Source organism: Nonomuraea sp. NPDC059194 (genome assembly GCF_042754765.1).
In the GTDB taxonomy this organism is placed as follows: Bacteria; Actinomycetota; Actinomycetes; order Streptosporangiales; family Streptosporangiaceae; genus Nonomuraea.
On sequence record NZ_JBHZBH010000024.1, the window covers coordinates 111,935 to 132,732 of the forward strand.

At 69.9% G+C, this 20,798-nt stretch carries 18 protein-coding genes; 5 read left to right on the plus strand and 13 right to left on the minus strand.

The genetic code is table 11. The annotated features are described in order from the left end of the window. Positions 1-2: 2 nt before the first annotated feature. Complete coding sequence (locus ACFXJ8_RS27230) at positions 3-1,067, plus strand: LLM class flavin-dependent oxidoreductase (protein ID WP_379646802.1); 1,065 nt, start codon at positions 3-5, stop codon at positions 1,065-1,067. Here the strand turns inward: ACFXJ8_RS27230 and ACFXJ8_RS27235 are convergent. From ACFXJ8_RS27235 to ACFXJ8_RS27250, 4 genes are all read right to left on the minus strand, one after another. After that, a complete protein-coding gene (locus ACFXJ8_RS27235) occupies positions 1,055-2,275 on the minus strand; it encodes a cytochrome P450 (protein ID WP_379646803.1) in 1,221 nt (406 codons plus the stop codon). The genes ACFXJ8_RS27230 and ACFXJ8_RS27235 overlap by 13 nt on opposite strands. Before the next feature lie 27 nt (positions 2,276-2,302). Beyond that, a complete protein-coding gene (locus ACFXJ8_RS27240; RefSeq protein ID WP_379646804.1) occupies positions 2,303-3,916 on the minus strand; it encodes an FAD-dependent oxidoreductase in 1,614 nt (537 codons plus the stop codon). 116 nt (positions 3,917-4,032) lie between these two features. After that, the gene (locus ACFXJ8_RS27245) at positions 4,033-4,692 is read right to left on the minus strand and encodes a hypothetical protein (RefSeq protein WP_379646805.1); all 660 of its coding nucleotides are present in this window, start codon (positions 4,690-4,692) and stop codon (positions 4,033-4,035) included. 148 nt (positions 4,693-4,840) lie between these two features. Further along, positions 4,841-6,088, minus strand: a complete 1,248-nt coding sequence (locus ACFXJ8_RS27250; RefSeq protein ID WP_379646806.1) for a serine hydrolase domain-containing protein — start codon at positions 6,086-6,088, stop codon at positions 4,841-4,843. 109 nt (positions 6,089-6,197) lie between these two features. Here ACFXJ8_RS27250 and ACFXJ8_RS27255 point away from each other — a divergent pair, with 109 nt between their 5' ends. Continuing rightward, entirely contained in the window at positions 6,198-6,710 is a 513-nt protein-coding gene (locus ACFXJ8_RS27255) for a dihydrofolate reductase family protein (RefSeq protein WP_379646807.1), read from the plus strand. Here the strand turns inward: ACFXJ8_RS27255 and ACFXJ8_RS27260 are convergent. Beyond that, positions 6,699-7,352, minus strand: a complete 654-nt coding sequence (locus ACFXJ8_RS27260) for an ATP-binding protein (RefSeq protein ID WP_379646808.1) — start codon at positions 7,350-7,352, stop codon at positions 6,699-6,701. The genes ACFXJ8_RS27255 and ACFXJ8_RS27260 overlap by 12 nt on opposite strands. Positions 7,353-7,483: 131 nt before the next feature. Between ACFXJ8_RS27260 and ppk2 the strand changes: the two genes are divergently transcribed. After that, complete coding sequence (gene ppk2 / locus ACFXJ8_RS27265; protein WP_379646809.1) at positions 7,484-8,407, plus strand: polyphosphate kinase 2; 924 nt, start codon at positions 7,484-7,486, stop codon at positions 8,405-8,407. A gap of 196 nt (positions 8,408-8,603) precedes the next feature. On the opposite strand, the gene ACFXJ8_RS27270 is transcribed toward ppk2, so the two are convergent. Continuing rightward, complete coding sequence (locus tag ACFXJ8_RS27270) at positions 8,604-9,248, minus strand: hypothetical protein (RefSeq protein WP_379646810.1); 645 nt, start codon at positions 9,246-9,248, stop codon at positions 8,604-8,606. A 109-nt stretch (positions 9,249-9,357) separates the two neighbouring features. Between ACFXJ8_RS27270 and ACFXJ8_RS27275 the strand changes: the two genes are divergently transcribed. Next, positions 9,358-10,509 carry a hypothetical protein gene (locus ACFXJ8_RS27275; RefSeq protein ID WP_379646811.1) on the plus strand — a complete coding sequence of 384 codons (1,152 nt, stop codon included), beginning with the start codon at positions 9,358-9,360 and terminating at the stop codon, positions 10,507-10,509. Here ACFXJ8_RS27275 and ACFXJ8_RS27280 read toward each other — a convergent pair. Next, on the minus strand, positions 10,497-10,727 hold the full coding sequence (locus tag ACFXJ8_RS27280) for a DUF397 domain-containing protein (RefSeq protein ID WP_379646812.1): 231 nt from the start codon (positions 10,725-10,727) through the stop codon (positions 10,497-10,499). The two genes, ACFXJ8_RS27275 and ACFXJ8_RS27280, sit on opposite strands and share 13 nt — an antisense overlap. Positions 10,728-10,846: 119 nt before the next feature. On the opposite strand from ACFXJ8_RS27280, the gene ACFXJ8_RS27285 reads away from it, so the two are divergent. Continuing rightward, positions 10,847-11,038 carry a DUF397 domain-containing protein gene (locus ACFXJ8_RS27285; RefSeq protein WP_379646813.1) on the plus strand — a complete coding sequence of 64 codons (192 nt, stop codon included), beginning with the start codon at positions 10,847-10,849 and terminating at the stop codon, positions 11,036-11,038. On the opposite strand, the gene ACFXJ8_RS27290 is transcribed toward ACFXJ8_RS27285, so the two are convergent. From ACFXJ8_RS27290 to ACFXJ8_RS27315, 6 genes are all read right to left on the minus strand, one after another. Next, the gene (locus ACFXJ8_RS27290) at positions 11,024-11,437 is read right to left on the minus strand and encodes a DUF397 domain-containing protein (protein ID WP_379646814.1); all 414 of its coding nucleotides are present in this window, start codon (positions 11,435-11,437) and stop codon (positions 11,024-11,026) included. The two genes, ACFXJ8_RS27285 and ACFXJ8_RS27290, sit on opposite strands and share 15 nt — an antisense overlap. Before the next feature lie 3 nt (positions 11,438-11,440). Further along, the gene (gene fxsT, locus ACFXJ8_RS27295; protein ID WP_379646815.1) at positions 11,441-15,667 is read right to left on the minus strand and encodes an FxSxx-COOH system tetratricopeptide repeat protein; all 4,227 of its coding nucleotides are present in this window, start codon (positions 15,665-15,667) and stop codon (positions 11,441-11,443) included. After that, entirely contained in the window at positions 15,664-16,713 is a 1,050-nt protein-coding gene (locus ACFXJ8_RS27300) for an AAA family ATPase (RefSeq protein ID WP_379646816.1), read from the minus strand. The genes fxsT and ACFXJ8_RS27300 overlap by 4 nt, the downstream gene beginning before the upstream one ends. Before the next feature lie 75 nt (positions 16,714-16,788). Beyond that, complete coding sequence (locus tag ACFXJ8_RS27305; RefSeq protein ID WP_379646817.1) at positions 16,789-18,219, minus strand: hypothetical protein; 1,431 nt, start codon at positions 18,217-18,219, stop codon at positions 16,789-16,791. Between the two features lie 500 nt (positions 18,220-18,719). Further along, positions 18,720-19,643, minus strand: a complete 924-nt coding sequence (locus tag ACFXJ8_RS27310) for an SPFH domain-containing protein (RefSeq protein ID WP_379646818.1) — start codon at positions 19,641-19,643, stop codon at positions 18,720-18,722. Between the two features lie 62 nt (positions 19,644-19,705). Next, complete coding sequence (locus ACFXJ8_RS27315; protein ID WP_379646819.1) at positions 19,706-20,677, minus strand: CapA family protein; 972 nt, start codon at positions 20,675-20,677, stop codon at positions 19,706-19,708. Positions 20,678-20,798 lie beyond the last annotated feature (121 nt).

Genomic DNA, 20,798 nt, shown 5'->3' on the forward strand with positions numbered 1-20,798 from the left:
TCATGCAGTTCGGGATCTTCGACGTCGGCGACCTCTACGCCGACCCGGTCAGCGGCGCGATGCCGACCGAACGCGAGCGGATCGCCGCGATGGTGACGGTCGCGCTCAAGGCGGAGGAGGTGGGGCTGGACGTGTTCGCGACCGGCGAGCACCACAACCCGCCCTTCGTGCCCTCCTCGCCGACGACGCTGCTCGGCTACATCGCGGCCAGGACCGAGCGGCTGCTGCTGTCCACCGCCACGACGCTGATCACCACGAACGACCCCGTGAAGATCGCCGAGGACTACGCCATGCTGCAACACCTGGCCGACGGCCGGGTGGACCTGATGATGGGCAGGGGCAACACCGGCCCTGTCTATCCCTGGTTCGGCAAGGACGTCCGCGACGGCATCCCGCTGGCCATCGAGAACTACGCGCTGCTGCGGCGCCTGTGGCGGGAGGAGGTCGTGGACTGGGAGGGCCGCTTCCGCACCCCGCTGCAGGGCTTCACCTCCACCCCCCGGCCGCTGGACGGCGTGCCGCCGTTCGTGTGGCACGGCTCGATCCGCAGCCCCGAGATCGCCGAGCAGGCCGCCTACTACGGCGACGGGTTCTTCGCCAACAACATCTTCTGGCCCAAGGAGCACTTCCAGCGGCTCATCGCCCTGTACCGCACGCGGTACGCCCACTACGGCCACGGCACGCCCGAACAGGCCGTCGTCGGCATCGGCGGGCAGGTGTTCATCCGCAAGAACTCCCAAGACGCCATCCGGGAGTTCCGTCCCTACTTCGACAACTCCCCCGTGCTCGGCCACGGGCCGTCGATGGAGGAGGTCATGGCCGAGACCCCGCTCGCGGTCGGCAGCCCGCAGGAGATCATCGACAAGACGCTGACCTTCCGCGAGCACTTCGGCGACTACCAGCGGCTGCTGTTCTTCGTGGACGGCTGGGGGATGCCGCTGAAGACGACGCTCGAACAGCTGGACCTCCTCGGCGAGGAGGTCATCCCCGTGCTGCGCAAGGAGATGGCCGACGTGCCCGACGCGCCGACCCACGCCTCGCTCACGGCCGCCCGTCAGGGCCCCTGATACGGCAGGACGCTGTCGTACTCGATGGCCAGGTGGCGGGGGCCGCGCAGTGTCGAGCTCGTGCGGTAGGGCGGCGGGTCAGCGACCAGGCGGGGGTTCACCAGGCGCTTGGCGAGCTGGCGCAGCGCGACCTGGGCCTCCAGGCGGGCCAGCGGAGCGCCGAAGCAGCTGTGGATCCCCCCGCCGAAGCCGAGGTGCTGGATGTACGGCCGGTCCGGATCGAACCGGTCGGGGTCGTGCACGTGGGCGGGGTCGCGGCTGCCCGAGGCGAGGGCCAGGGCGATGCTCGACCCCTTGGGAATGGTGACGCCCGCGACCGTGATGTCGTCGAGGGCGCAGCGCTGCGGCAGGAACTGCACCGGCGGCTCGAAGCGCAGCAGTTCCTCCACGGCGCCGATGACCAGGTCGGGCTCGTCGCGCAGCCGTTCGAGCAGCCCGGGGTTGCGCAGCAGGGTCAGCATGCCGTTGGTGATCAGGTTGACCGTGGTCTCGTGCCCGGCGATCAGCAGGAGGGTGGCGGTCGTGAGGACCTCGATCTCCGACATGGATCCGTCGGGACCCTCGCCGGTGACCAGCCCCGACAGCAGGTCGTCGCGTGGATTCTCGCGGCGGGACCGGGCGAGCTCGCCCAGGTAGCCACCCAGCGCGAGCAGGGCGGCCTTACGGCGCTCGGCCCGCTCCTCCACGCTGCCCTCGCCGACGCCGAGAGTCTCGACGATCTCGTCCGCCCAGCTGTGGAAGCGCGACTCGTCCTCACGCGGCACGCCGAGCAGACGGCAGATGACCGTGACGGGGAACGGGTAGGCGACGTCGTCGACGAGGTCGGCCCGCGTCCTGTCGGCGAGGCCGTCGATCAGCTCCTTGACGATCTCATGCAGCTCCCCGCGCATGTTCTCGACCACGAGCGGCGAGTGCGGCGGCCCGAAGTGACGCATCGCCAGCCGCCTGAGCCGGTCGTGCTCGGGCGGGTCGGTGCCGATGAAGGAGGGCGGCATCGGATCGGCGGGCGGCGGGTGGGCCAGCTTCCGTTTGTCCGAGCTGACGCGCGGGTCGTGCAGCAGCGAGACGATGTCCTCGTAGGTGCTGACGACGTAGCTGCCGTCCTCCAGCTTCACCACGGGAGTCTTGCGGAGCTCGGCGTACAGCGTGTACGGGTCCGCCCGGTTGGCGAACTGGTGGATCTGCTCGTAGATGCGTGCCGGCTCCACGAAGGTGCCTCCCCTGTCTGATCGTCGCTACTGGTGCTGTACGAGAGTGACGCGGCGCTCGGCCGGGTCGTGGCCGGTCACCACCACGGTCGCGCCCTCGGCGGGAGCCAGCCGCTGCGGCACCTCGGCGGGGACGGGGCGCAGCCCGTCGGGCCTGCCGACCATGGGGAAGTCGGGCGGGAACGGCGCCGCCCGCTGGATGAGGTCGCGGTAGAAGTCCAGCCACATCGCCTGGTCGAAGGTGACCGCGGCGGTGATCCTGCCCCGGTAGCCGTAGACGGCGACGAAGCGGCGCTCCCGCACCGAGCCCTGCGCGATCACGAGCTCGTCGGCGATGGTCGGCACGCCGACCGACTTGATGTTGACGCCGAACTGGTTGGACCAGAAGACCGGCAGCGACAGGTGCGGCCAGCGGTGCGCCTGGTCGCTGAGCATGTTGTGGGCGGCGATCTCGGCCTGGGCGACGGCGTTGCCCCAGTGTTCGAGCGCCATGAACTGGTAGTGGTAGACCGGGTGCGGGAAGCGGGCCACGTCACCGGCGACGAAGACGTCGTCGGTGACCAGGCCGTTGATGTCGACGGCACGGCAGCCGGCGTCGGTGGCCACCCCCCAGGGGCCTGCTGCCAGGCCGGAGCCTTCCAGCCACTCGATGTTGCGGATCGCGCCGAGCGCGACCACCGCCATGTCGGCCTCGACCGTGGTGCCGTCCGACAGCCTCGCCCCGGCCAGCCGGCCGTCCGCGTCTCCTTCCAGCGCCTCGACCTTGACTCCGCAACGCAGGTCCACGCCGGCCTCGCGCTGCATGTCGGCGGCGATGTCGCCGATCACCTTGCCGAGCGCGCCGACGAGCGGCGCCGGACCCCTTTCGACGACGGTCACCTCCAGGCCGAGGTCGCGGCAGACCGAGGCGACCTCCGATCCGGTGAACCCGGCCCCGATGATCAGCACCCGGCTGGCACCCGCGGCCAGCCGTTCCCTGATCCGGTGCGCCTCGTCGAGCGTGCGCAAAACGTACACCCCGTCGAGCGCGGCCTCCTGCTCGTTCGGCCACGGCCTGGCCCGCACGCCGGTGGCGATCAGCACCTTGTCGAAGTCGATCTGCCTGCCGTCGGCCAGCCGTACCTGCTTGGCGGCCAGGTCCAGGCCTGTCGCGGGGGTGCCCGCCAGCCATTCGACCTCGATCTCGCGCAGGCGGGGCAGCGTGGTGTGCTCGACCGGGATCTTGCCGGTCAGCACCTGTTTGGACAGCGGCGGCCGGTCGTACGGCTCGTGCGGCTCGTCGCCGATCAGCGTCAGCCTGCCCTTGAAGCCGTCCCGTCGCAGCACGCCCGCGGCCCGGCCGCCGGCCAGGGAGGCGCCGACGATGACGATGTGGCCGTCGCGTTTGAACGCGTCGTCGCCGTGCGTGGTGGGGTGGCTGAGTTCGGGGTCCTTCGTCCTGTGCTGGGTGGCCATCCTGTCGACGTGGAGGGCCTGGACCGGACAGGCCGCGGCGGCCTGCAGGACCCGCTCCCGCTGGGCGTCGTCGGGGTCGGGGTCGTACATGAGCGCTTCCTGGCCGTGCATCATGAAGACGTCCGGCGCCAGGAAGGCGCACTGGCCGTACCCCTGGCAGCGCGTGAGATCAACGACAACTCTCACAACCACACCCCCGTCGATCTGGGGCGGCACACGCCGCCAGGCCGATCTGTCACCTCCGTACCCGACTCTGTGTCGGCGATAAGCGAGGGAAAGTCATGGATTGGGTATTTTCGCGGTCATTCCCGGCGGCGGTGGAAGGTGAGCAGGAAGCAGCCGACGACCAGGACCCAGACCGGGAACAGCAGCTCCGACCAGGCGACCGTGCTGACGACCAGCAGGAGCACCAGTCCGACGAGATAGCCGAGCACGGTGAGCCAGCGGGGGAAGATGCCGAGGCGGGCCCCGATGGTCGTGGCCGTCAGCGTGAACACGGCGGCCATGCGCGGCGCGTACTCGGTGAGCAGGGAGATCGTCAGGTAGCGCCCGTAGTGGTGGAAGTCGCCCGCCTGGCGTGCGTCCCTCATCGCGCCGATCGCGTCCAGATAGGCGCGGGCCGTGGCGCCGAAGACCAGCAGCAGCGCCACGTACAGCAGGCCCGCGCCGAGGAAGACCGTCGCGAAGAACCTGTCCTCACGCGCGCCGATGGAGTCGCGCAGCGCGCCCACGAACCACAGGAAGAAGATCCCGCCGTACGGCAGCAGCACCAGCGCCACCCGCAGGGCCTGGTGGCTGGAGGTGTCGGCTAGATAGGCGGCGGTGTCGAGCGGGTGAGTGGGTATCGCCAGCCGCACCAGGACCATGGCGCCGCCCAGCAGCAGGGCCGACAGGATCCCGGCCGCACCCGCGGCGCGCGGCGTCCGCAGTCTCTTCGCCGGCGGCTCGGCCGTGCCTCGCATACGGCTCTACGTATCCTGCCGCCACGCTGCGTAACCATCCCAGGCGGAGGACGGCCCTTCGGCTTGATGGGCGATGCCGCCCGTACCCCGGGTCAGGCTTTCGTGCCGCCAGGCCGGAAAGTTCCGGCCTGGCGGCGTTCACTGAGTGTCAGAAGTAGCGGGGGCTGAGGTCCGTGGTCGGCCAGGTGGTCACCTTGCCGATCTCGGCGTTGATCCGCGGGCTGAGCACGTCGAAGTCGAGCGACCCGCTTTCCTCACCCCTGTTGAACAGGGCGGCGTAGGTGAAGCCGTTCTGCAGCCGGGCGAGGTAGGTGTAGGTGCCGGGCAGGGATCCGTTGTGCCAGGTGTTGAGGTGGCCGGACACCTGGCGCACCCACCACCCTGCGCCGTACCAGGCCCCGTCGGGGGTGGGTCCGGTCTCCGGCTTGGCGAGCATCCTGTTGATGGAGGTCGCGTTCAGCACCGCTCCCGGCGCGTCGAGCACCTTCGCGAACCGCACCAGGTCGACCGCCGAGGCCAGCCATCCGCCGCCGGGCCCGCGGTTGGTCATGCTGAACCCGCCGTACGGCCGCGGCACCACCGCGCCCGACGCGTCGACGACGGTCGTGGCGGTGGCGTCGGACTCGTAGATCACCTCGCCGGGCGCGGCCTGTGATCGGAGGGTACGGCCGAGCCGCAGGCGGGTGATGCCGACGGGCGCCAGGATCCGCTGCCTGACGTAGGACTCGTAGCTCATCCCCGAGACCTTCTCGATGATCCGCCCGAGCAGCATGTAGCCGTAGTTGCTGTAGCCGTACCTCGTGCCGGGCTCGAAGTCGAGCGGGCGGCTGTTGGCGTACCGGATGATGTGGTCCTGGGTGATCGGCAGCGGGACGCCGAGCGCCTTGGCGATGGGGTGGTCCATGTAGAGGTAGTCGCCGGAGATTTCGCGGTCCCAGCCTCCGGTGTGCTGCAGCAGCCGCCACACCGTCACCTTCGCCAGCCGTGCGTCGGCCTCGGTCGGCAACCCCAGCAGGGTGGCGACCGACGCCGTCAGGCTGAGCTTGCCGTCCTGCGCCAGCCGCATGATCGCCGTGGCGGTGATGTGCTTGCTCAGGCTGGCGATGCGGAACAGCGAGGTGGGCGTCACCGCGGGAAGGGACCTGCCGTCGTCGGAGTAGCGGTATCCCCTGGCTAGCACGAGCTTGCCGTTCTTGGAGATGGCCAGTTGGGCGCAGGAGATGCCGCGTTCGACGATGTAGGTCTTCAGCACCCTGTCGAACCCGGCGAGCGCGGCGGGCGCCACCCCCGAGGTCTCCACGGTCGCGGCGAGGGCCGCGCGGGGGGCAGTGGCGCCGAATGCGATGGCCGGCACCGTAGCGGCGCCGGCCTGGAGGAATCTCCGCCTACTCAGCATCCCCACGTCCGCCTTTCGGCCACTGTTCCGGATGCATGTAGTGCGTATTTGTGCATGGGCATATATCTAGCGGATCAACCATGCCGGTTGCTGGCATATGACGGGATTTGTGGACTCCCACGCGGCCCGCACCGCCTCCAAGGTGTTCGGAGGGCGGATCAGGGGATCGACCATGGGCGCCTTCCTCCACGGTCGCGTCACCTATGAGCTGATGGCCGAGTTCTGGCCGACGGCCGACCAGGACCCGTCGAGCACGGCGCCCATGGTCGAGTTCGCGCGCATCTGGCGGGACATGCCGAAGATCGCGTACTCCAGGACCCTGGAGAAGGCCGACTGGAACACCACCGTGGTCAGGGACGTCGTCCCCGAAGAGGTCATGGCGCTCAAGGCGCAGCCCGGTGGCGACATGGTGCTCGGCGGCGCCGACCTCGGCGCGACCTTCCTGCGGCTGGGCCTGGTGGACGAGCTCAGGATGTACGTCCACCCGGTCCTCATCGGGCGGGGCAAGCCCCTGTTCCAGCCGTCGGACACCAGGATCGAGCTGCGCCTGGCCGAGACCAGGACCTTCGGCAACGGCGTCGTCCTCCTCCGCTACCGGCGGCCCGAAGGCTCAGCCACCTGAGCCCCCGGCGGGGGGCCGACCGGCGAGAGGCTGAGCGGCGGGAGGCTGAGCGGCGGGGAGCTGACCGGCGGGGGGCCGACCGGCGAGAGTCTGAGTGGCGAGAGTCAGACCAGTGGCTAGCTGGGCGGCGGGGAGCTGGGCGGCGATGGTCTGGGCGACCTGCATCGGCGGGATCCCGGTCGTGTCGACGACCTCGGCTTCGCGGGTCAGCCACGGCAACGCGTCGCGGTAGGCCGCGAGGTGGTCGAGCCGCCACTGGCGGGCGCCTGTCTCGACGGTGTCGGTCTCGATGCGCCGGGTGAGCTCGTCCTCGTCGGTGTGCAGCACGACGTGAAGGAGCGGGATGTCCTCCTTCTCCAGTCCGGTGCGGATCTCCGTCCAGTACTCCTCGGTCAGGACCGTCTGCGGGATGACGAGCACTCCGCCGACGTAGTCGAGCAGCTGAACGGCGGTCTGTACGACAAGTGCGCGCCACGGCGGCCATTCCTGGAAATTCTTGACCTTGGGCAGTCCCTCGACATAGCGGAGCAGGAAGCCCACGTGCTCGGAGTCGAAGATCCGCGCATCGGGAATGATCTTGACGATCTCACCCGCGGTGGTCGTCTTGCCCGCGCCGAAAGTGCCGTTCAACCAGACGATCATGGAGGAAGCCTAGCGTCGGGTGAATTCCACCACCGGAGGTTAGAGGACGCCGCGGTTGTGAATGGGGACAATATGGACACCATCTTCGCCGGCGCCGCCACATGAGCGGCTCGCAGCGGCGGCCTCGGGTCGTGTTCGATCTCCACGCCGCGGCCGGGCACGGCGAGCTGCTCGACGCCACGCCCGGGCTGTGGGTCGACGATCGCGAGGACGACGATCCGGTGCTGCTGCGTGCCGACGGCAGCCCGGTCGACACCTGGCGCCAGCACTACCCCTACCCCTCCCGCCTGCCGCGCTCGGAGTACGAGCACGACAAGCGGCTGCTGCAGATCGAGCTGCTCAAGCTGCAGTACTGGATCAAGCGGACAGGTCTGCGGCTCGTGGTGCTGTTCGAGGGACGCGACGCCGCCGGCAAGGGCGGCACCATCAAACGGTTCATGGAACACCTCAACCCGCGCGGCGCCACGGTCGTCGCGCTGGAGAAACCCAGCGAGCGCGAACGCAACCAGTGGTACTTCCAGCGCTACATCGCCCACCTGCCGGCCGCGGGCGAGATGGTGCTGTTCGACCGGTCCTGGTACAACCGCGCCGGCGTCGAGCGGGTGATGGGTTTCTGCACCGAGCAGGAGTACCGGGAGTTCATCGAGCAGGCTCCCCGGCTCGAGCAGTTGCTCGTCGAGTCGGGACTCCACCTGGTCAAGCTGTGGTTCTCGGTGTCGCGCGCCGAGCAGCGCACCCGGTTCATCATCCGCCAGGTCGACCCGGTCAGGCAGTGGAAGCTGTCGCCGATGGACCTGGCCTCGCTCAACAAGTGGGACGACTACACCAGGGCGAAGGAGGACATGTTCCTGCACACCGACACCGAGGCCGCCCCCTGGACCGTCATCAAGAGCAACGACAAGAAGCGCGCCAGGCTGGAGGCCATGCGCCACGTGCTGAGCCGGTTCGGCTACGACGACAGGGACGACAACGTGGTGGGCGTCCCCGACCCGCGCATCGTGATCTCCGCCGCCGGCATCTTCGACGAGGACCACGCCGCGGACCACGAACGGTGAGGCGGTCCCCTGACGCCGTCTCGTTCAGGCTTGACGCCGAGCCCCTGCCGCCGGCGCGCCCCGCTGGTGGACGGCGTCGTCGCCTCGGGTTGGCAGCGGCCAGGTTCGTCGATCGGGGACTCGACGCCGTCGCCTGGGCTCGGGTGGCTGCTGGGCGACGAGGGCGGTGGCTTCTGGATCGGGCGCCCGGTGGGCGCTAACGGGCGCCCGCCTGCCACATCCCGTCGAACAGCCGCAGCAGGTAGTCGTACATCGGGCTGCCGTTCCCGAAGACCAGGCACGGCGAATTACGGCCGTGGGTGTCCTGCAGGTACGGGGTGAAGTACGCCAGACGGTCCGTGATGATCACTCGGCAGTTGTGCGGGGCGTCGAACAGCCGTAACTCCACCGAGTCGTTCCGCGTGGCCACGGCCGTCAGGTAGTCGATGTTCGCCGAGATCTGCTTGGCCATCAGGCCGGGCTCGATCCCCGGATCCGCCCGCCGTACCTCCTCCTCGCGCGCCCGCAGCCAGCCTCCCGCGTCCGCGGGGTCGGGCAGCAGGATCCTGGTCGATTCCAGGCGCGGATGGCCCCGCCGCCAGACCTCCTGGAAGCTGTCGCGGGTCAGCTCGTTGCCGCGCCCGGTCATCACCTTGATCCAGCGGGCCGCGCGCAGGTCGGCCGCCAGGTCCGCGTTGGCCGCCGACTGCTTGGGGTAGGAGCGCAGCACCCCCACTCCCGACACCCGCGACAGCAGGCGCAGCAGCAGCCGTCGCGGCCAGGACAGGCCGAACCAGCCGGCCGCGACCGTGAGTGCCGTGGCGATCAGCGAGCTGACGACTCCGATGACCAGTTCCTGCATGCTGCTCCCTCACGCGCCGCCGTCTCGGGAAATGCCGATCTTCAGGGAATGCCGGTTTCCGGGGAATATCGTGATCCTTTGTGCCGTCCCAGGTCTAGGGTGGGAGCTTATGATCGGCGTCATCACCGCCCTGCCCGTCGAGTCTGTCGCGGTACGGCACGTGCTGGGCGAGGTGCGAAGCGTTCGGCCGCCCGCCGATGATCCCCACCAGTACGTGCAGGCCGAGCTGCCGTGCGGCCCGGTGGTGACCACGGTGCTGACCACCACGGGCAACAGCGCGGCGGCCCACGCCTGTGCGCATCTGCTGCGCAGCTTTCCGCGGATCGACACCGTGATCATGTGTGGGATCGCGCTGGGCGTGCCCCGGCGTGACGACCCGGAGCGGGACGTGCGGCTCGGCGACGTCGTCGTGGGGAGCGCGGGCGTGGTCCATTACAGCCACGTCCGGGTGACCGACGAGGGCGTCTCGACCAGGGGCTCGACTCTGGTGGCCGCGCCGCGGCTGCTGCGTGGGGTCAACGAGCTGCGCGCGGCCTCGCTGCGCGACGACCACCCGTGGCGGGACCTGACGAGCCCGCCGCCCTCGCCGCGCTACGAGCGTCCACCCGCCGAACGCGACGCGCAGGTCTTCCACGGCCGGATCGGCAGTGGCGACGAGCTGCTGCGCAGCGCCCGTCGCAGGGACGAGCTCGCGCGGCGGGAGGATCTGCTCGCCATCGAGATGGAGGCGGCGGGCGTGGCCGTCGGCGCGGCCCTCGACGGCCGGGGGTGCCTGACGGTGCGGGGCGTGAGCGACTACGGCGACGCCGCCAAGTCGGACCTGTGGCAGCCCGCCGCGTCTCTGGCGGCCGCCGCGTACGTGCGGGCGCTGCTGGATGTGCTTCCCCCTTCTGCGGGCGCGGCGACTGATGCCACCGACGTGGCGGGTTCTTCTCCGAACCTGGCGGGTTCTTCTGCGGGCTCGGTCGGTACGGAGCACCGCCCGCTTTCGCTCCTGGACCTCGTCGCGGCGATGGAGCGGGTCTCCTCGCTGCAGACCCCGCAGGACCGCGACGACGTCCTGCGCCTGCTCGGCCCGCCCGTCGAGAGCCTGGTCAGGCGCGACGCGCGCACCCGCCCCGCCCTGCTGAGCCTGGCGAGCGTGTGCGGCGGCTACCCCTCGGGGCTGGCCGACCTCGTGAACGTCCTGGAGCGGCTGGAAGGCGCGGACTCCTCTCCCGTGCGCGCCCTGGCGGACGCGATCGAGCGCTACCGCTCGTAGTCGAACTCGCCGTCGATCGCGCCGGCGACGAAGGCGTCCCATTCGGCCTGGGTGAAGACCAGGATCGCGCCGTCCTTGTCGCCACCGTTGCGCATAAGGATGTTTTCCCCCATGAAGGCGATTTCTATGGGGTCCTCAATAGTCCGGCTGCCCTCGCTGCTCATCCATACCACCGAGGAAAGGTCGAAATCTGCCGCTTTCGGCTTGATTGGCAACATAGCCGCATCTTATGGCAAAGATCCGGGTTCTTCCGGAAATGCCATGCAGCCGACCGCCATCCGTTCTCTCTGTAGAGTATCCGAGTAGTCACACTCCGGAGTTGGAGAAAGGAATAGGCATGCACGACGCACCTACGTGGCGCAAGAGCACCTACAGCACCGAACAGGAGTTCGGCACCTGCGTCGAGGTGGCGGAGCTCGGCGACAAGCTGGGAGTCCGCGACTCCAAGAACCCAGGCGGCCCGCACCTCAGCTTCTCCCGAGAGGCCTGGGCTGCCTTCGTGGGTTCGATCAGGTCACGCGCCCTCTGAGGTGAGGGGGCGCTGCGACGGCGCCCCGCTCGTCACCGGCCCGAACTCCCCCCTTTTGACTCCGGCGACGAAGGCCCGCCACGAACCTAACGACACCAGTAGGTAGGGCCCGGGATTTCTGCTGTCCCCGACCGCACAGTCGGCCCCGAGATGGGCGACGCTCACGCACCCACCCCCGCCCCCGTCGCTCCACGTGCTTTTACGCCACGGGAACTCAGCACTTTCGCTCACGTCGCAATACTCCCGGGTTCTTTGTGGAACCTGTCGGCAACGGGACAACGCTGTCCGCTTTTGGCTTTTACTCCTAGGAAACCTGCTCGTCAGCCTGCCACCCCACTGTCTCGTCCGGTCAGGACCGTAGTGGCAGTCCACTTTGCAGCTTTCCCAGGAGTACAGCACCCGCTACACGGAGATTGGGTAAATGTCGCAGTTTGCCCGCTTTCCTTGGCCGCGGGATTTGAGCGCGGGATGGTCCTCACCCAGCACCCGCCGGTATCCGGCCAGCGATTCGGCCAGCAGCCTGGCCGCCTCCGCCTCCTGACCCACCGCCTGCAGGTCCATGCTGAGGTTGAACGCGCAGGCCAGCGCGGTCGGGTGGTCGTCGCCCTGCCCGGCGCGCAGCAGTTCGAGAGTACGCCGGCCCAGCTCCAGCGCCTGCTCGTACTCGCCCAGCTCGTACAGGTCGCTGGCGTAGTTGACCGCGCAGATGAGCGTGCGCGGATGCCGCTCCCCCAGCATCCTGGTGAGGTCCTCCAGGGCCTTGCGGTCGAGGTCGCGGGCCTCCTCCACCCTCCCCATGACCCGCAGGCCGACCGCGACGTTGACCGCCGCGGTGGGCGTGTTGGCGTGCTCGGGGCCGAAGATCTCCTCGTAGAGCTCCTTGGCGCGCAGGCCCAGCTCGAGCGACTGGGTCAGGTCGCCGATGTGGCGCAGGTTGATGGCGTGGTTGAGGGTGATGGCCACCGTCGTCTGGGCCTTCTCGCCGTAGCGCGCCTTGAACAGCGACATCGCCTCCTCCGAGAGCTTGAGCGCCTCGTCCTGCCTGCCCGCCTTGCGGCTCATCACCGACAGCAGGCCGATGGCGTCCATGGTGCCGGGGTGGGAGTTCTGGAAGCGGCGGCGCATCTCGTTGGTGTGGATCTCCTGGAGGTTGCGGGCCTCCAGGTAGTGGCCGCACTCCATGATGTCGATCGTCAGGGCGACGCGCGAGCTGATGGTGCTGAGGTTGTCGTGCCCGAGCACCTCCTGCTTCCTCCGGTAGGTGTCCTCGTCCAGCTCCCTGGCCTTGGCGGGGTCGCCCATCAGCCGGTGGTCGATGCCCAGCAGGTGGGCCTGCTCCAGGGTGAGCGGGTCGTCGGGGCCGAAGCGGCGGCGCAGCGTCTCGTAGGCCTGGCGGTCGATCTCCAGCGCCTCGTCGAAGCGGCCCAGGTAGCGCAGGTCCGCGCCCAGGTAGCCCTGCGCCTCCAGGGTGCGCTCGTGGTCGGGGCCGAGCCGGTCGCGCAACGCGTCGCGCGCGTGCAGGTGGTGGCGGTAGGCCGCCTGGAAGTCGGCGAACAGGCGCAGCGCGCGGCCCAGGCGCAGCTCGGCGGCGAGGGTGGCGTCGTGCTCGGGCCCGAGGTTCGCGCTCCAGGTCTCGACCGCGCGTTGCGCCATCGAGACGAAGCCGTTGTGGTCGCCCCACAGGTAGAGGAAGTCGATGAGGTTGAGGAACAGCTCCCTGGCCCACGGGTCGGTGCACTCCTCCAGCTTGGAGGCGAACACGTGCGGGAACAGCGCGTGATACTCCGGCCAGCGCGCGCGGTTGCCGGGCGCCTTGGGGTCGGCGTTGGCCAGCATCAGGTGACCGCAGTGCCGGAACAGCATCCGCTCGTCGTCCGACAGCTGGCTGGTGACCACGCGCTGCACCAGGCGGTGCAGGGAGATGGTGTTGTCGCGGTGGTTCAGCTTGGCCAGCGCGTACTGGTTGATGGCTCGGGTGGTACGGCTGAGTGCGATCGGGTCGCGCAGTGCCTGCAGCAGCTCGGGCGGCCCCTCCATGTCGCGGCTGCTGGTCAGCAGCGACCTCGGGATGGGCTCGGGGGCGAGGAGGGCGCACACCTGCAGCAGTTGCAGGGCCGCCGGGTGGCTCTCTCTGAGCCGGTCGAAGGAGACGTTCCAGGCCGCCGCCACCGGCACCTCGGCGCCCTCGACCTGCAGCAGTTCGGTGCTGTGCTCGTCGAAGAGCTGGAGGTACTCCGAGACCGGCATGCCCGTCTCCGACAGCCAGACGGCCGCCTGCTCGATCGCCAGCGGCAGGTCGCCCAGACGGCTGGAGATCTCGTCGGCGTCCTGGTCGCTCAGCTCGGGCCCGCGCAGGCGCAGCAGCTCGCGGCTCTCCTCGCGGGTGAAGACGTCGACCTCAAGGGGGGCGGCGTAGGAGAACCAGTCGCGCGAGCGGGAGGTCACCATGATCTTCCCGGGGCCGTTGGTGGGGAAGAACTTCCTGATCTCCTCCACGTTCTCGGCATTGTCGAAGATCAGCAGCCAGTCGGCGTAGGGGCGGCCCAGCCGCAGGGCCTCCTTCACCGCGGGGACGGCCACGTTGGGCTCGGTGACGTTCAGCTCGAGGTGGACGGCCAGGTCCACGAACGCCTGCCGGACCATGGTCAGCCGTTCGGAGGGTATCCACCAGATCAGGTCGTACCTGTCCTGATGGCGGTAGCAGTACTCAATGGCGATCTGCGACTTGCCCACGCCGCCCAGACCGTGCAGCGCCTCGGGGAGCACCGCCGTCGTCCCCGCCGACAACCGCTCGTGCAGCAGCGCCAGCATCTCCTCACGGCCAGTGAAGCTGGCGTTCTTGTGCGGGACGTTCCACACCGGCGTCGGCTGATGGGACTCACGCTTGGGGGCTAGCGGTACGGCGCTCATATTGATCGTCACTCCAAACGGGTCCGGCGGCGATAAGTCCTTCACGACATGCGGGTAGACCGTGTCCTCAGGGCGAGGAAGATCGCGACTGAAGGCCTGCCCCGTGGCCGGGCCATGCATGCCTTCCTGGTCACGAAAGGAATCCCTGATCTGCCGCGCGGGCGCCGTGTAGCGCCCTGCCATCGCCTCCAGGGCCGACAGGGCGGGCTCGACCAGCGGCGACAGCTCGGGCGGCAGCTCGGGCACCGGCGCGCTGCCGGGCGAGACGATCACATCGCGCAGCCCGCGTAACTCGCCCACCTCCTGGCCCAGGTGGTCGACGACGGCGACCAGCACCTCGGCCGTCTCCGAACGCCTGCCCGCCTGCAGCAGCTCGGCCCGCACACCGGGCACGAAGTCGTACGGCACGCTGGGCCGCGTCCGCCCCGAGTGCGCCCGCCGTACCAGATCGCTGCCCAGGACCTCGGCCAGGTGCGCCTCGGTGGCGCGGGGCACCAGCCTGCGCTGCACCAGCCGCATCACCGACATGGTCAGCGGTGCCGCGGCCAGGTGCACGGCCAGGTCGAAGGCGGTCGGCGAGACGCCCATGCGGAAGCGCCACACCCGCTGCCTGGCGTCGTCCTCCTCCGGCTCCGACGGCTCGGGCTCGCTGTCGGCGTCGGTCTCGGGCTCTGGCTCGGCGAGAGAGCAGGCCAGGACCCCGCCGGACCAGCGGGTGCGGCTGCCCATGACGAACTCGGCCCAGCCCTTGACGTGCCCTGCCGTCGGCCCGATGACCGGGATGGGCACCGTTCCCGCCGGGGCGGCCGCGCCGTACTCGATGGCGGGGGCGGCGGGCTGGGTGTTGCGCAGTTCGCCGCGCTCCGGCGCGATGCCCGTGCGCCGCCACAGCCGGGTGGGCAGCAGGTGGACCACGACCACCGCGTTGTTCCTGCCCCAGCGGGCCAGCATCCGGTGGGCGGCCCCGGTGTGCCAGGCGTCGCCGATGCCGTCGGTGAGGACGACGATGAGCCTGCGTCCGGTACGGCCCGGCAGCGCCAGCGCGGAGGCGGGTGTCGAGGGAGCGTCGGCCCGTCCGGCGCGCAGCCGTAGCTCGGACTCCCGCTCGACGTCGGCGTCGAGCAGGTGCGTCCGGATCACCCGGAAGGCCGCGACGTCGGTGAAGGCCGCGGCGAAACCGTTGGCGGCGGCCCTGTGCAGAATCGCGAAGCGGCCGTCGTCGATCACCACGTCGAGTTCGAGCAGGCGCTCGCGGGCGGCGGCGAACACCGGCAGCCACAGGTCGTCGCCCGCCGCCTGCTCGGCGGTGGCCTCCTCGTCGAGTTCGGCCGTGCCGTACGGTGACCCGATCAGCCGCCGGAACGCGCGCATCGCCTGCACGAGCGCGCGCCGCCTGGTGGGCTCGGGGACGGCCACGGCCGCGCGCTCTCCGGCGATCTCCTGGACGGCGGGCTCCAGCCTGACGGCGAGCGGCACGCCCGACCCCACGGTGTGGCCGCCGGGCACGTCGGTGTCGGGGCCGCGCGGAGGCGGTTTCGGGCTGGTGGGCGGTCGTTCGGGAGGTGGCGACGGCTCAGGAGTCGGCCCGCCGAGGTCCGGTGGTGGCGCCCCCGCCTGGCCCGCCACGGTGTGGGCGGCGAGCCAGAGAAGGTCGGCGGCCTCCTGCCAGTGCGGCGCGCCCTCGCGGCCGGATGGCGATAGACCTGCCGGTTCCTTCACCCCACGCCTGCCTCGTCGAGCCGTCGCAGCACCACGTCGAGCACCTGTTTGTAGGACTGCTCGCTCCAGCCTTCCCGGCCGGTGATGACCAGGTGGAGGGCGTTGAGCAGCTGGTCGGCCGCCACGGGACTGCGCCTGCGGTAGTCGAGGAACTCGTGGATGATCCGGTCCTTGTACGGCTCGGCGTCGCGGCCGAAGTGCGCGCCGATCAGCTCGGCCAGCCGGTCGGCGCTGGGCTCGGGCATGTCGAGCCGCACGCACCGGCGCAGGAAGGCGGGCGGGAACTCGCGCTCTCCGTTGCTGGTGATGACGATGAAGGGGAAGGCCCTGCAGGTCACGGTGCCCTGGCTGATCGCGGCGGTCCGGCGCGGATCGGCGGTGTGCACGAGGTCGGGCTGCTCGGAGCGGGCGCGGAACAGCTCCCTGATCTGGAAGCCGCCTTCCTCCAGCACGTCGAGCAGGTCGTTGGCGAGGTCGGCGTCGCCCTTGTCGAACTCGTCGATCAGCAGCACCCGCGGCAGCTCGTAGGGCAGCAGCGCCGTGCCGAGCGGCCCGAGCTGCACGTACTTGCCGATGCTCGGCTCGGTCCCGGCGACGCGGGCGTCCTGGACGCGGGCGACCGCGTCGTAGTCGTACAGCCCGGAGCGCAGGGTGGTGCGGCTGTTGACGGGCCAGCGCAGGACCGGGCCCAGGTGCAGCTCGCGGCTCACCTGGTAGGCCAGGGTGGACTTGCCGACGCCGGGCGGTCCGGTGACCAGCAGCGGGCGGCGCAGGCAGAGGGCGGCGTTGACCGCGATGACCTCCTGCGGGTCGGGCTTGCGCGCCGGCAGCGTGTCGAGCCGGCCGAGCCTGCGGTCGAGCTCCTCGTGCTCCTCCGCGGGGGGCTCGATCACCGGCCCGCCGGTGAAGGTACGCCACGGGGGCGGCGACGGCAGGGCCGTACGCAGGGAGACGTCCTGCAGCGGCCGTCCCGTGCCGCGGTAGAGAAGCCACCCTTGGGGGATGGCCGCGAGCTCACCGTCCTCATGCGGTCTTTCCACGCTCATCTGTGGACGTTCCTCACTTGGATACACGGTCGGCGCATGAAATTTGACTACTTAGGAAGGATCCCCTTGTTTCACCTATCGCGCAACCCTGAGCCGCGGCGCATGGGGAATTGGCCTGTCCGGATCGTCCCAAAGCAGGGCCACACTCTCACAGGCCGCTGAACTGCGCAATTGAAGGATGCTCTCCGGTAGCTTTTTGAGTTTGACCGGTTGCACGACGTCGTGAACAATCTCGCGGAATTCGACATTCGATGCTATATCCCGACACCAAAGGACAATCGGCAGTCCTGCGTCGATAGCGGCCTCCAATTGGGCACGGCCCATCGGATGATCGGGCGGCGCCGACAGCACGCAGGCCACCAGGTGGCAGCCCCGCACCAGCTCGTCGTGCATCGCGCCGAGCTCGGCGATGTCCAGCGGGATCAGGTGAGTGCCGCCCTCGCCCCGCATGAACCTGCCCCACCGTTCGTGCCAGTGGCGGTGCCGGTGGCGCGGACGCAGGCGCGCGTCGCTGCGCAGCACCACCTCGTAGTCCTGGCCGAGGGCACGCGGCGGCAGGCTCGCGCTGATCTGCCGGGGCCAGCGCTCCACGGCCAGGTTGACCAGCTCGGGCGCGAGCATGAACTCCAGCAGCAGCGGGCCACCCGACGTCCACTGCTCCTCCGCCCGCAGGACCAGCTCCACCACGTAGTCCCCGAGCCGCTCGAACGACAGTTCGACGTCCTCGCCGCGCACCGGCCCCCAGCCCGACTGGTCGGCCTGCGTCCAGTGGGTGACGCGGTGCGGGTCGGTGCCGTCGTCGGGCACGGGCGAGCGGTCGATCTCGATGATGAGGCAGACCGGCAGATCGGTACGCGTCTGGAAGGGCGGCGGCTGGCGCAGCAGCAGCTCCAGCTCGGTCGCGGCCGCGTCGTCGACCTCCCGCAGCAGGTCGCGCTGGTGGTACAGCCACCTGCCCAGCTCGTCCTTCAGCTCGGGGTCGTTGGCCGGTTCCTGGTGGACCAGCCGTCCGCGCAGCAGCGCCACGAAGCGCAGGTGCGGCGCCAGCCAGCCGGGACGGCCGTTGACGTCGAGCAGGAACTCGAACATCTCCCACGCGGTGGTCAGCCCCACCGGGCAGGCGGCTCCTCTGCCCTCGGTGACCACCTGGTAGAGGGCGCGCAGGTCGTTCGCCTCGTAGCGCCTGAGCAACTCCTCGATGCGCCGCTCGTCCTCCGGCGCGAGGAGGCTGTCGGCCAGGCCAGCCAGCCGCCTGATCTGCTCCACCTGCGGGAGCCCGGCGGCGAAGAACTCCACCGCGCGCAGCAGCGCGCCACGCGCCTGCTCGCTCGCCAGGCAGTGGCGGGCGATGTTGAGGAAATGGACGTTCCGCTTGGCGGAGTACGGCACGTCGAGTCCGGCCGCACCCAGCTGGGCGATAACCGCGTCGACAAGGTCGGTGGGGTCGAGCTGGGGTATCGAGGCAAGCACTTTGGCGACCGCCATGTGATCGCCGAGATTCGCCACGCTTCTCCCCTGCTGAACACCTTCACCGATTAAATTGCCGTGATTCTACTAAATCGCACAAGCATTTCCACAGGGGCCACGACAATCAACACGCATCTCGTGTCACGGCTCGTCTCCGCAGGGCCGTCCGAGCAGGCCGCCGGACGGTCGGCGCAGGTGGATTTCGGCTGGACGGCGACCGCGGCGCGCCCCAACCCGCACCGTCACCTGACCGGCCGATCAGGCCCGCCCGTGATCACGAATACAGCGGGGAATACGACCGCGAAATGTGCAGATTCGTGAGCATCCATGGGGAAAAGAACGCGCCGGGGCGTACGTTCCCGCACCTCCGTGTGGAGCGCACGCCCGGCGCCGGTCCACCCTCCTGCGTTCCGCGCCTCCCGTTGGAGCGCACGCCGGTCGTGCCAGCGTCGGCCCGTTTCGCGCCTCCCGTTGGAGCGCACGCCGGTCGTGCCTGACAGCCTGCCGCATGGAGCGCGCGCCGGTTCGAGGCCCGCGGCCTATCGCCGGTCGACGTCCTCCCCCGCGCGGCGGGCGAATGATTCGCGCACGACCTCGTCGGCCGCCGCCAGCCCGAGCGGCGCCGTGTCGGCCAGCTCCCGCCGTTGCCCGGATTCCTCGCGCCGTTGCTCGGGCACCTCCCGCGGCGACTCGGCGGCCTGTTCACCGGGTCGCGTCGCGCGGTCGAAGAAGCGCAGCAGCTCCACCGGCAACGGCATGACCAGCGTGGAGGACTTCTCCGCCGCGACCTCCACCACGGTCTGCAGGAGCCGCAGCTGGAGCGCTCCGGGAGTCTCCGACATGATGGCCGAGGCCTCGGCGAGCTTGCGCGCGGCCTGGAACTCGCCTTCCGCGGTGATCACACGGGCCCGCCGTTCCCGTTCCGCCTCGGCCTGCCTGGCCACGGACCGCTTCATGGATTCGGGCAGGTGGACGTCCTTGATCTCCACGCGGTCGATGTGGATGCCCCAGCCGAGGGCCGGGCTGTCGATCATCAGCGCAAGCCCCCTGTTCAGTTCCTCGCGGTTGGACAGCAGGTCGTCCAGCTCACTCTTGCCGATGATCGAGCGGAGCGAGGTCTGTGCGACCTGCTCCACTGCGAACAGGTAGTTCTGCACCTCGATGGCCGCCCGCAGCGGATCCTGAACCCGGAAGTAGGCGACGGCGTCGACCTGGACGGAGACGTTGTCGCGGGTGATTCCCTCCTGGGTGGGCACGGGCATCGTGACGATCTGCACGTTCACCTTCGTCATCCGGTCCACGCCCGGAATAATGAGGTTGAGGCCGGGCTGACGGATCCTCTTCTGGGCCTGGCCGAAGCGGAAGACCACGCCACGCTCGATCTGGTAGACGATCCTGATGCCGCTGAGCGCCGCCCAGAAGACGATGAGGGCGATCAGCCCGAGCACGATGTTGATGATCATGGGACTGTCCCTTCCAGTTCAAGGCTAGGTCCTGGCCCCATCCGCGGAGACTCATGAGCTGGTCAAGAAATCCCGGCCCCGTCGACTGTCAGAACGCCTTGGTCGAGGCGGGCCTCGGTGCCCAGCTCCGCGCAGGCGGCAACGAACCGCTCGCTGATCCACGCATGCTCCCGGCCGCTCGCGAGCTCGGTCCTGCCGTACTCCAGCTTGATCGGTACGGCCCGCAGCCCCGCCACCCGCGGCCCGTCGAAGGTCACCAGGAACAGCAGCGACAGATCGTTGCGCAGCTCGGGGTCGACCGCGTAGTCGTCGAGGAAGTCTCCCAGGTCGAACAGCACCGGCAGCGCCACGCCGTGGGCGACATGGGCGGAATGACCCGCCACGAGCGTCGCCCCTGACTCCACCAGCCTCTCGGCCGCGGCACGGACGTAGGGCAGCGGGCGCGCGGTCATGTTGGGGCCCCAGTGCGGGGTGACCAGCACGACGTCGGCTCGCATGGCGGTGATCGTCCCGGTCAGCCAGGACGGGACCCGGAACGGCAGATCGGCGTAGGCCACGCCGGGCCGGTCAGGGCGCGCCGCGTAGTCGGACGGATGGTCGGTCACGCCTACCACCCCGACGCGCAGGCCGCCCGCTGACAGGATGGCCGGGCGCCGCGCCTGGGCCTGGTCCGCGCCGGCGCCGACCACCTGGATGCCCACCCGCTCCAGGTGGTCGCGGGTGTCGAGCAACGCGTCGTAGCCGTAGTCGAGCGCGTGGTTGTTGGCGAGCGTGACGCAGCCGACGCCGAGCCCGGCGAGCAGCTCGGCGGCCTGCGGCGGCGCGCGGAAGTGGAACGGCTTGCCGGGCGCCGCCCACTTCTCGCCCCGCGCGGAGACGCAGCATTCCAGGTTGAGCAGGAAGAGGTCGGCCCCAGCGAGGTGGTCGCGGACGCCGTCGGAGAAATAGGCGGCGGGCGCGTTCGTGATCTCCAGCAGCGTGGCGACGCCGCGCCCGAGCATGGTGTCACCCGCCAGCGCGAGAGTGACGGACATGCTCCTGAAATACCCATAAAACGGTCAGGACGTCACCGACAGGGAGTCGCGGCTGCGGGCGCGGCGAGTTCGGCCGAATCCAAGCCGGTCCGCCCGAGGCGACCAGAGGCCGCCGGGTTCG

Coding starts and splice junctions, on each gene's coding strand:
- ACFXJ8_RS27300 (WP_379646816.1), bottom strand. CDS start 16,713: ATGAGCGTGGAAAGACCGCATGAGGACGGTGAGCTCGCGGCCATCCCC.
- ACFXJ8_RS27285 (WP_379646813.1), top strand. CDS start 10,847: ATGCACGACGCACCTACGTGGCGCAAGAGCACCTACAGCACCGAACAG.
- ACFXJ8_RS27315 (WP_379646819.1), bottom strand. CDS start 20,677: ATGTCCGTCACTCTCGCGCTGGCGGGTGACACCATGCTCGGGCGCGGC.
- ACFXJ8_RS27270 (WP_379646810.1), bottom strand. CDS start 9,248: ATGCAGGAACTGGTCATCGGAGTCGTCAGCTCGCTGATCGCCACGGCA.
- ACFXJ8_RS27230 (WP_379646802.1), top strand. CDS start 3: ATGCAGTTCGGGATCTTCGACGTCGGCGACCTCTACGCCGACCCGGTC.
- ACFXJ8_RS27245 (WP_379646805.1), bottom strand. CDS start 4,692: ATGCGAGGCACGGCCGAGCCGCCGGCGAAGAGACTGCGGACGCCGCGC.
- ACFXJ8_RS27250 (WP_379646806.1), bottom strand. CDS start 6,088: ATGCTGAGTAGGCGGAGATTCCTCCAGGCCGGCGCCGCTACGGTGCCG.
- ACFXJ8_RS27275 (WP_379646811.1), top strand. CDS start 9,358: ATGATCGGCGTCATCACCGCCCTGCCCGTCGAGTCTGTCGCGGTACGG.
- ACFXJ8_RS27280 (WP_379646812.1), bottom strand. CDS start 10,727: ATGTTGCCAATCAAGCCGAAAGCGGCAGATTTCGACCTTTCCTCGGTG.
- ACFXJ8_RS27260 (WP_379646808.1), bottom strand. CDS start 7,352: ATGATCGTCTGGTTGAACGGCACTTTCGGCGCGGGCAAGACGACCACC.
- ACFXJ8_RS27310 (WP_379646818.1), bottom strand. CDS start 19,643: ATGATCATCAACATCGTGCTCGGGCTGATCGCCCTCATCGTCTTCTGG.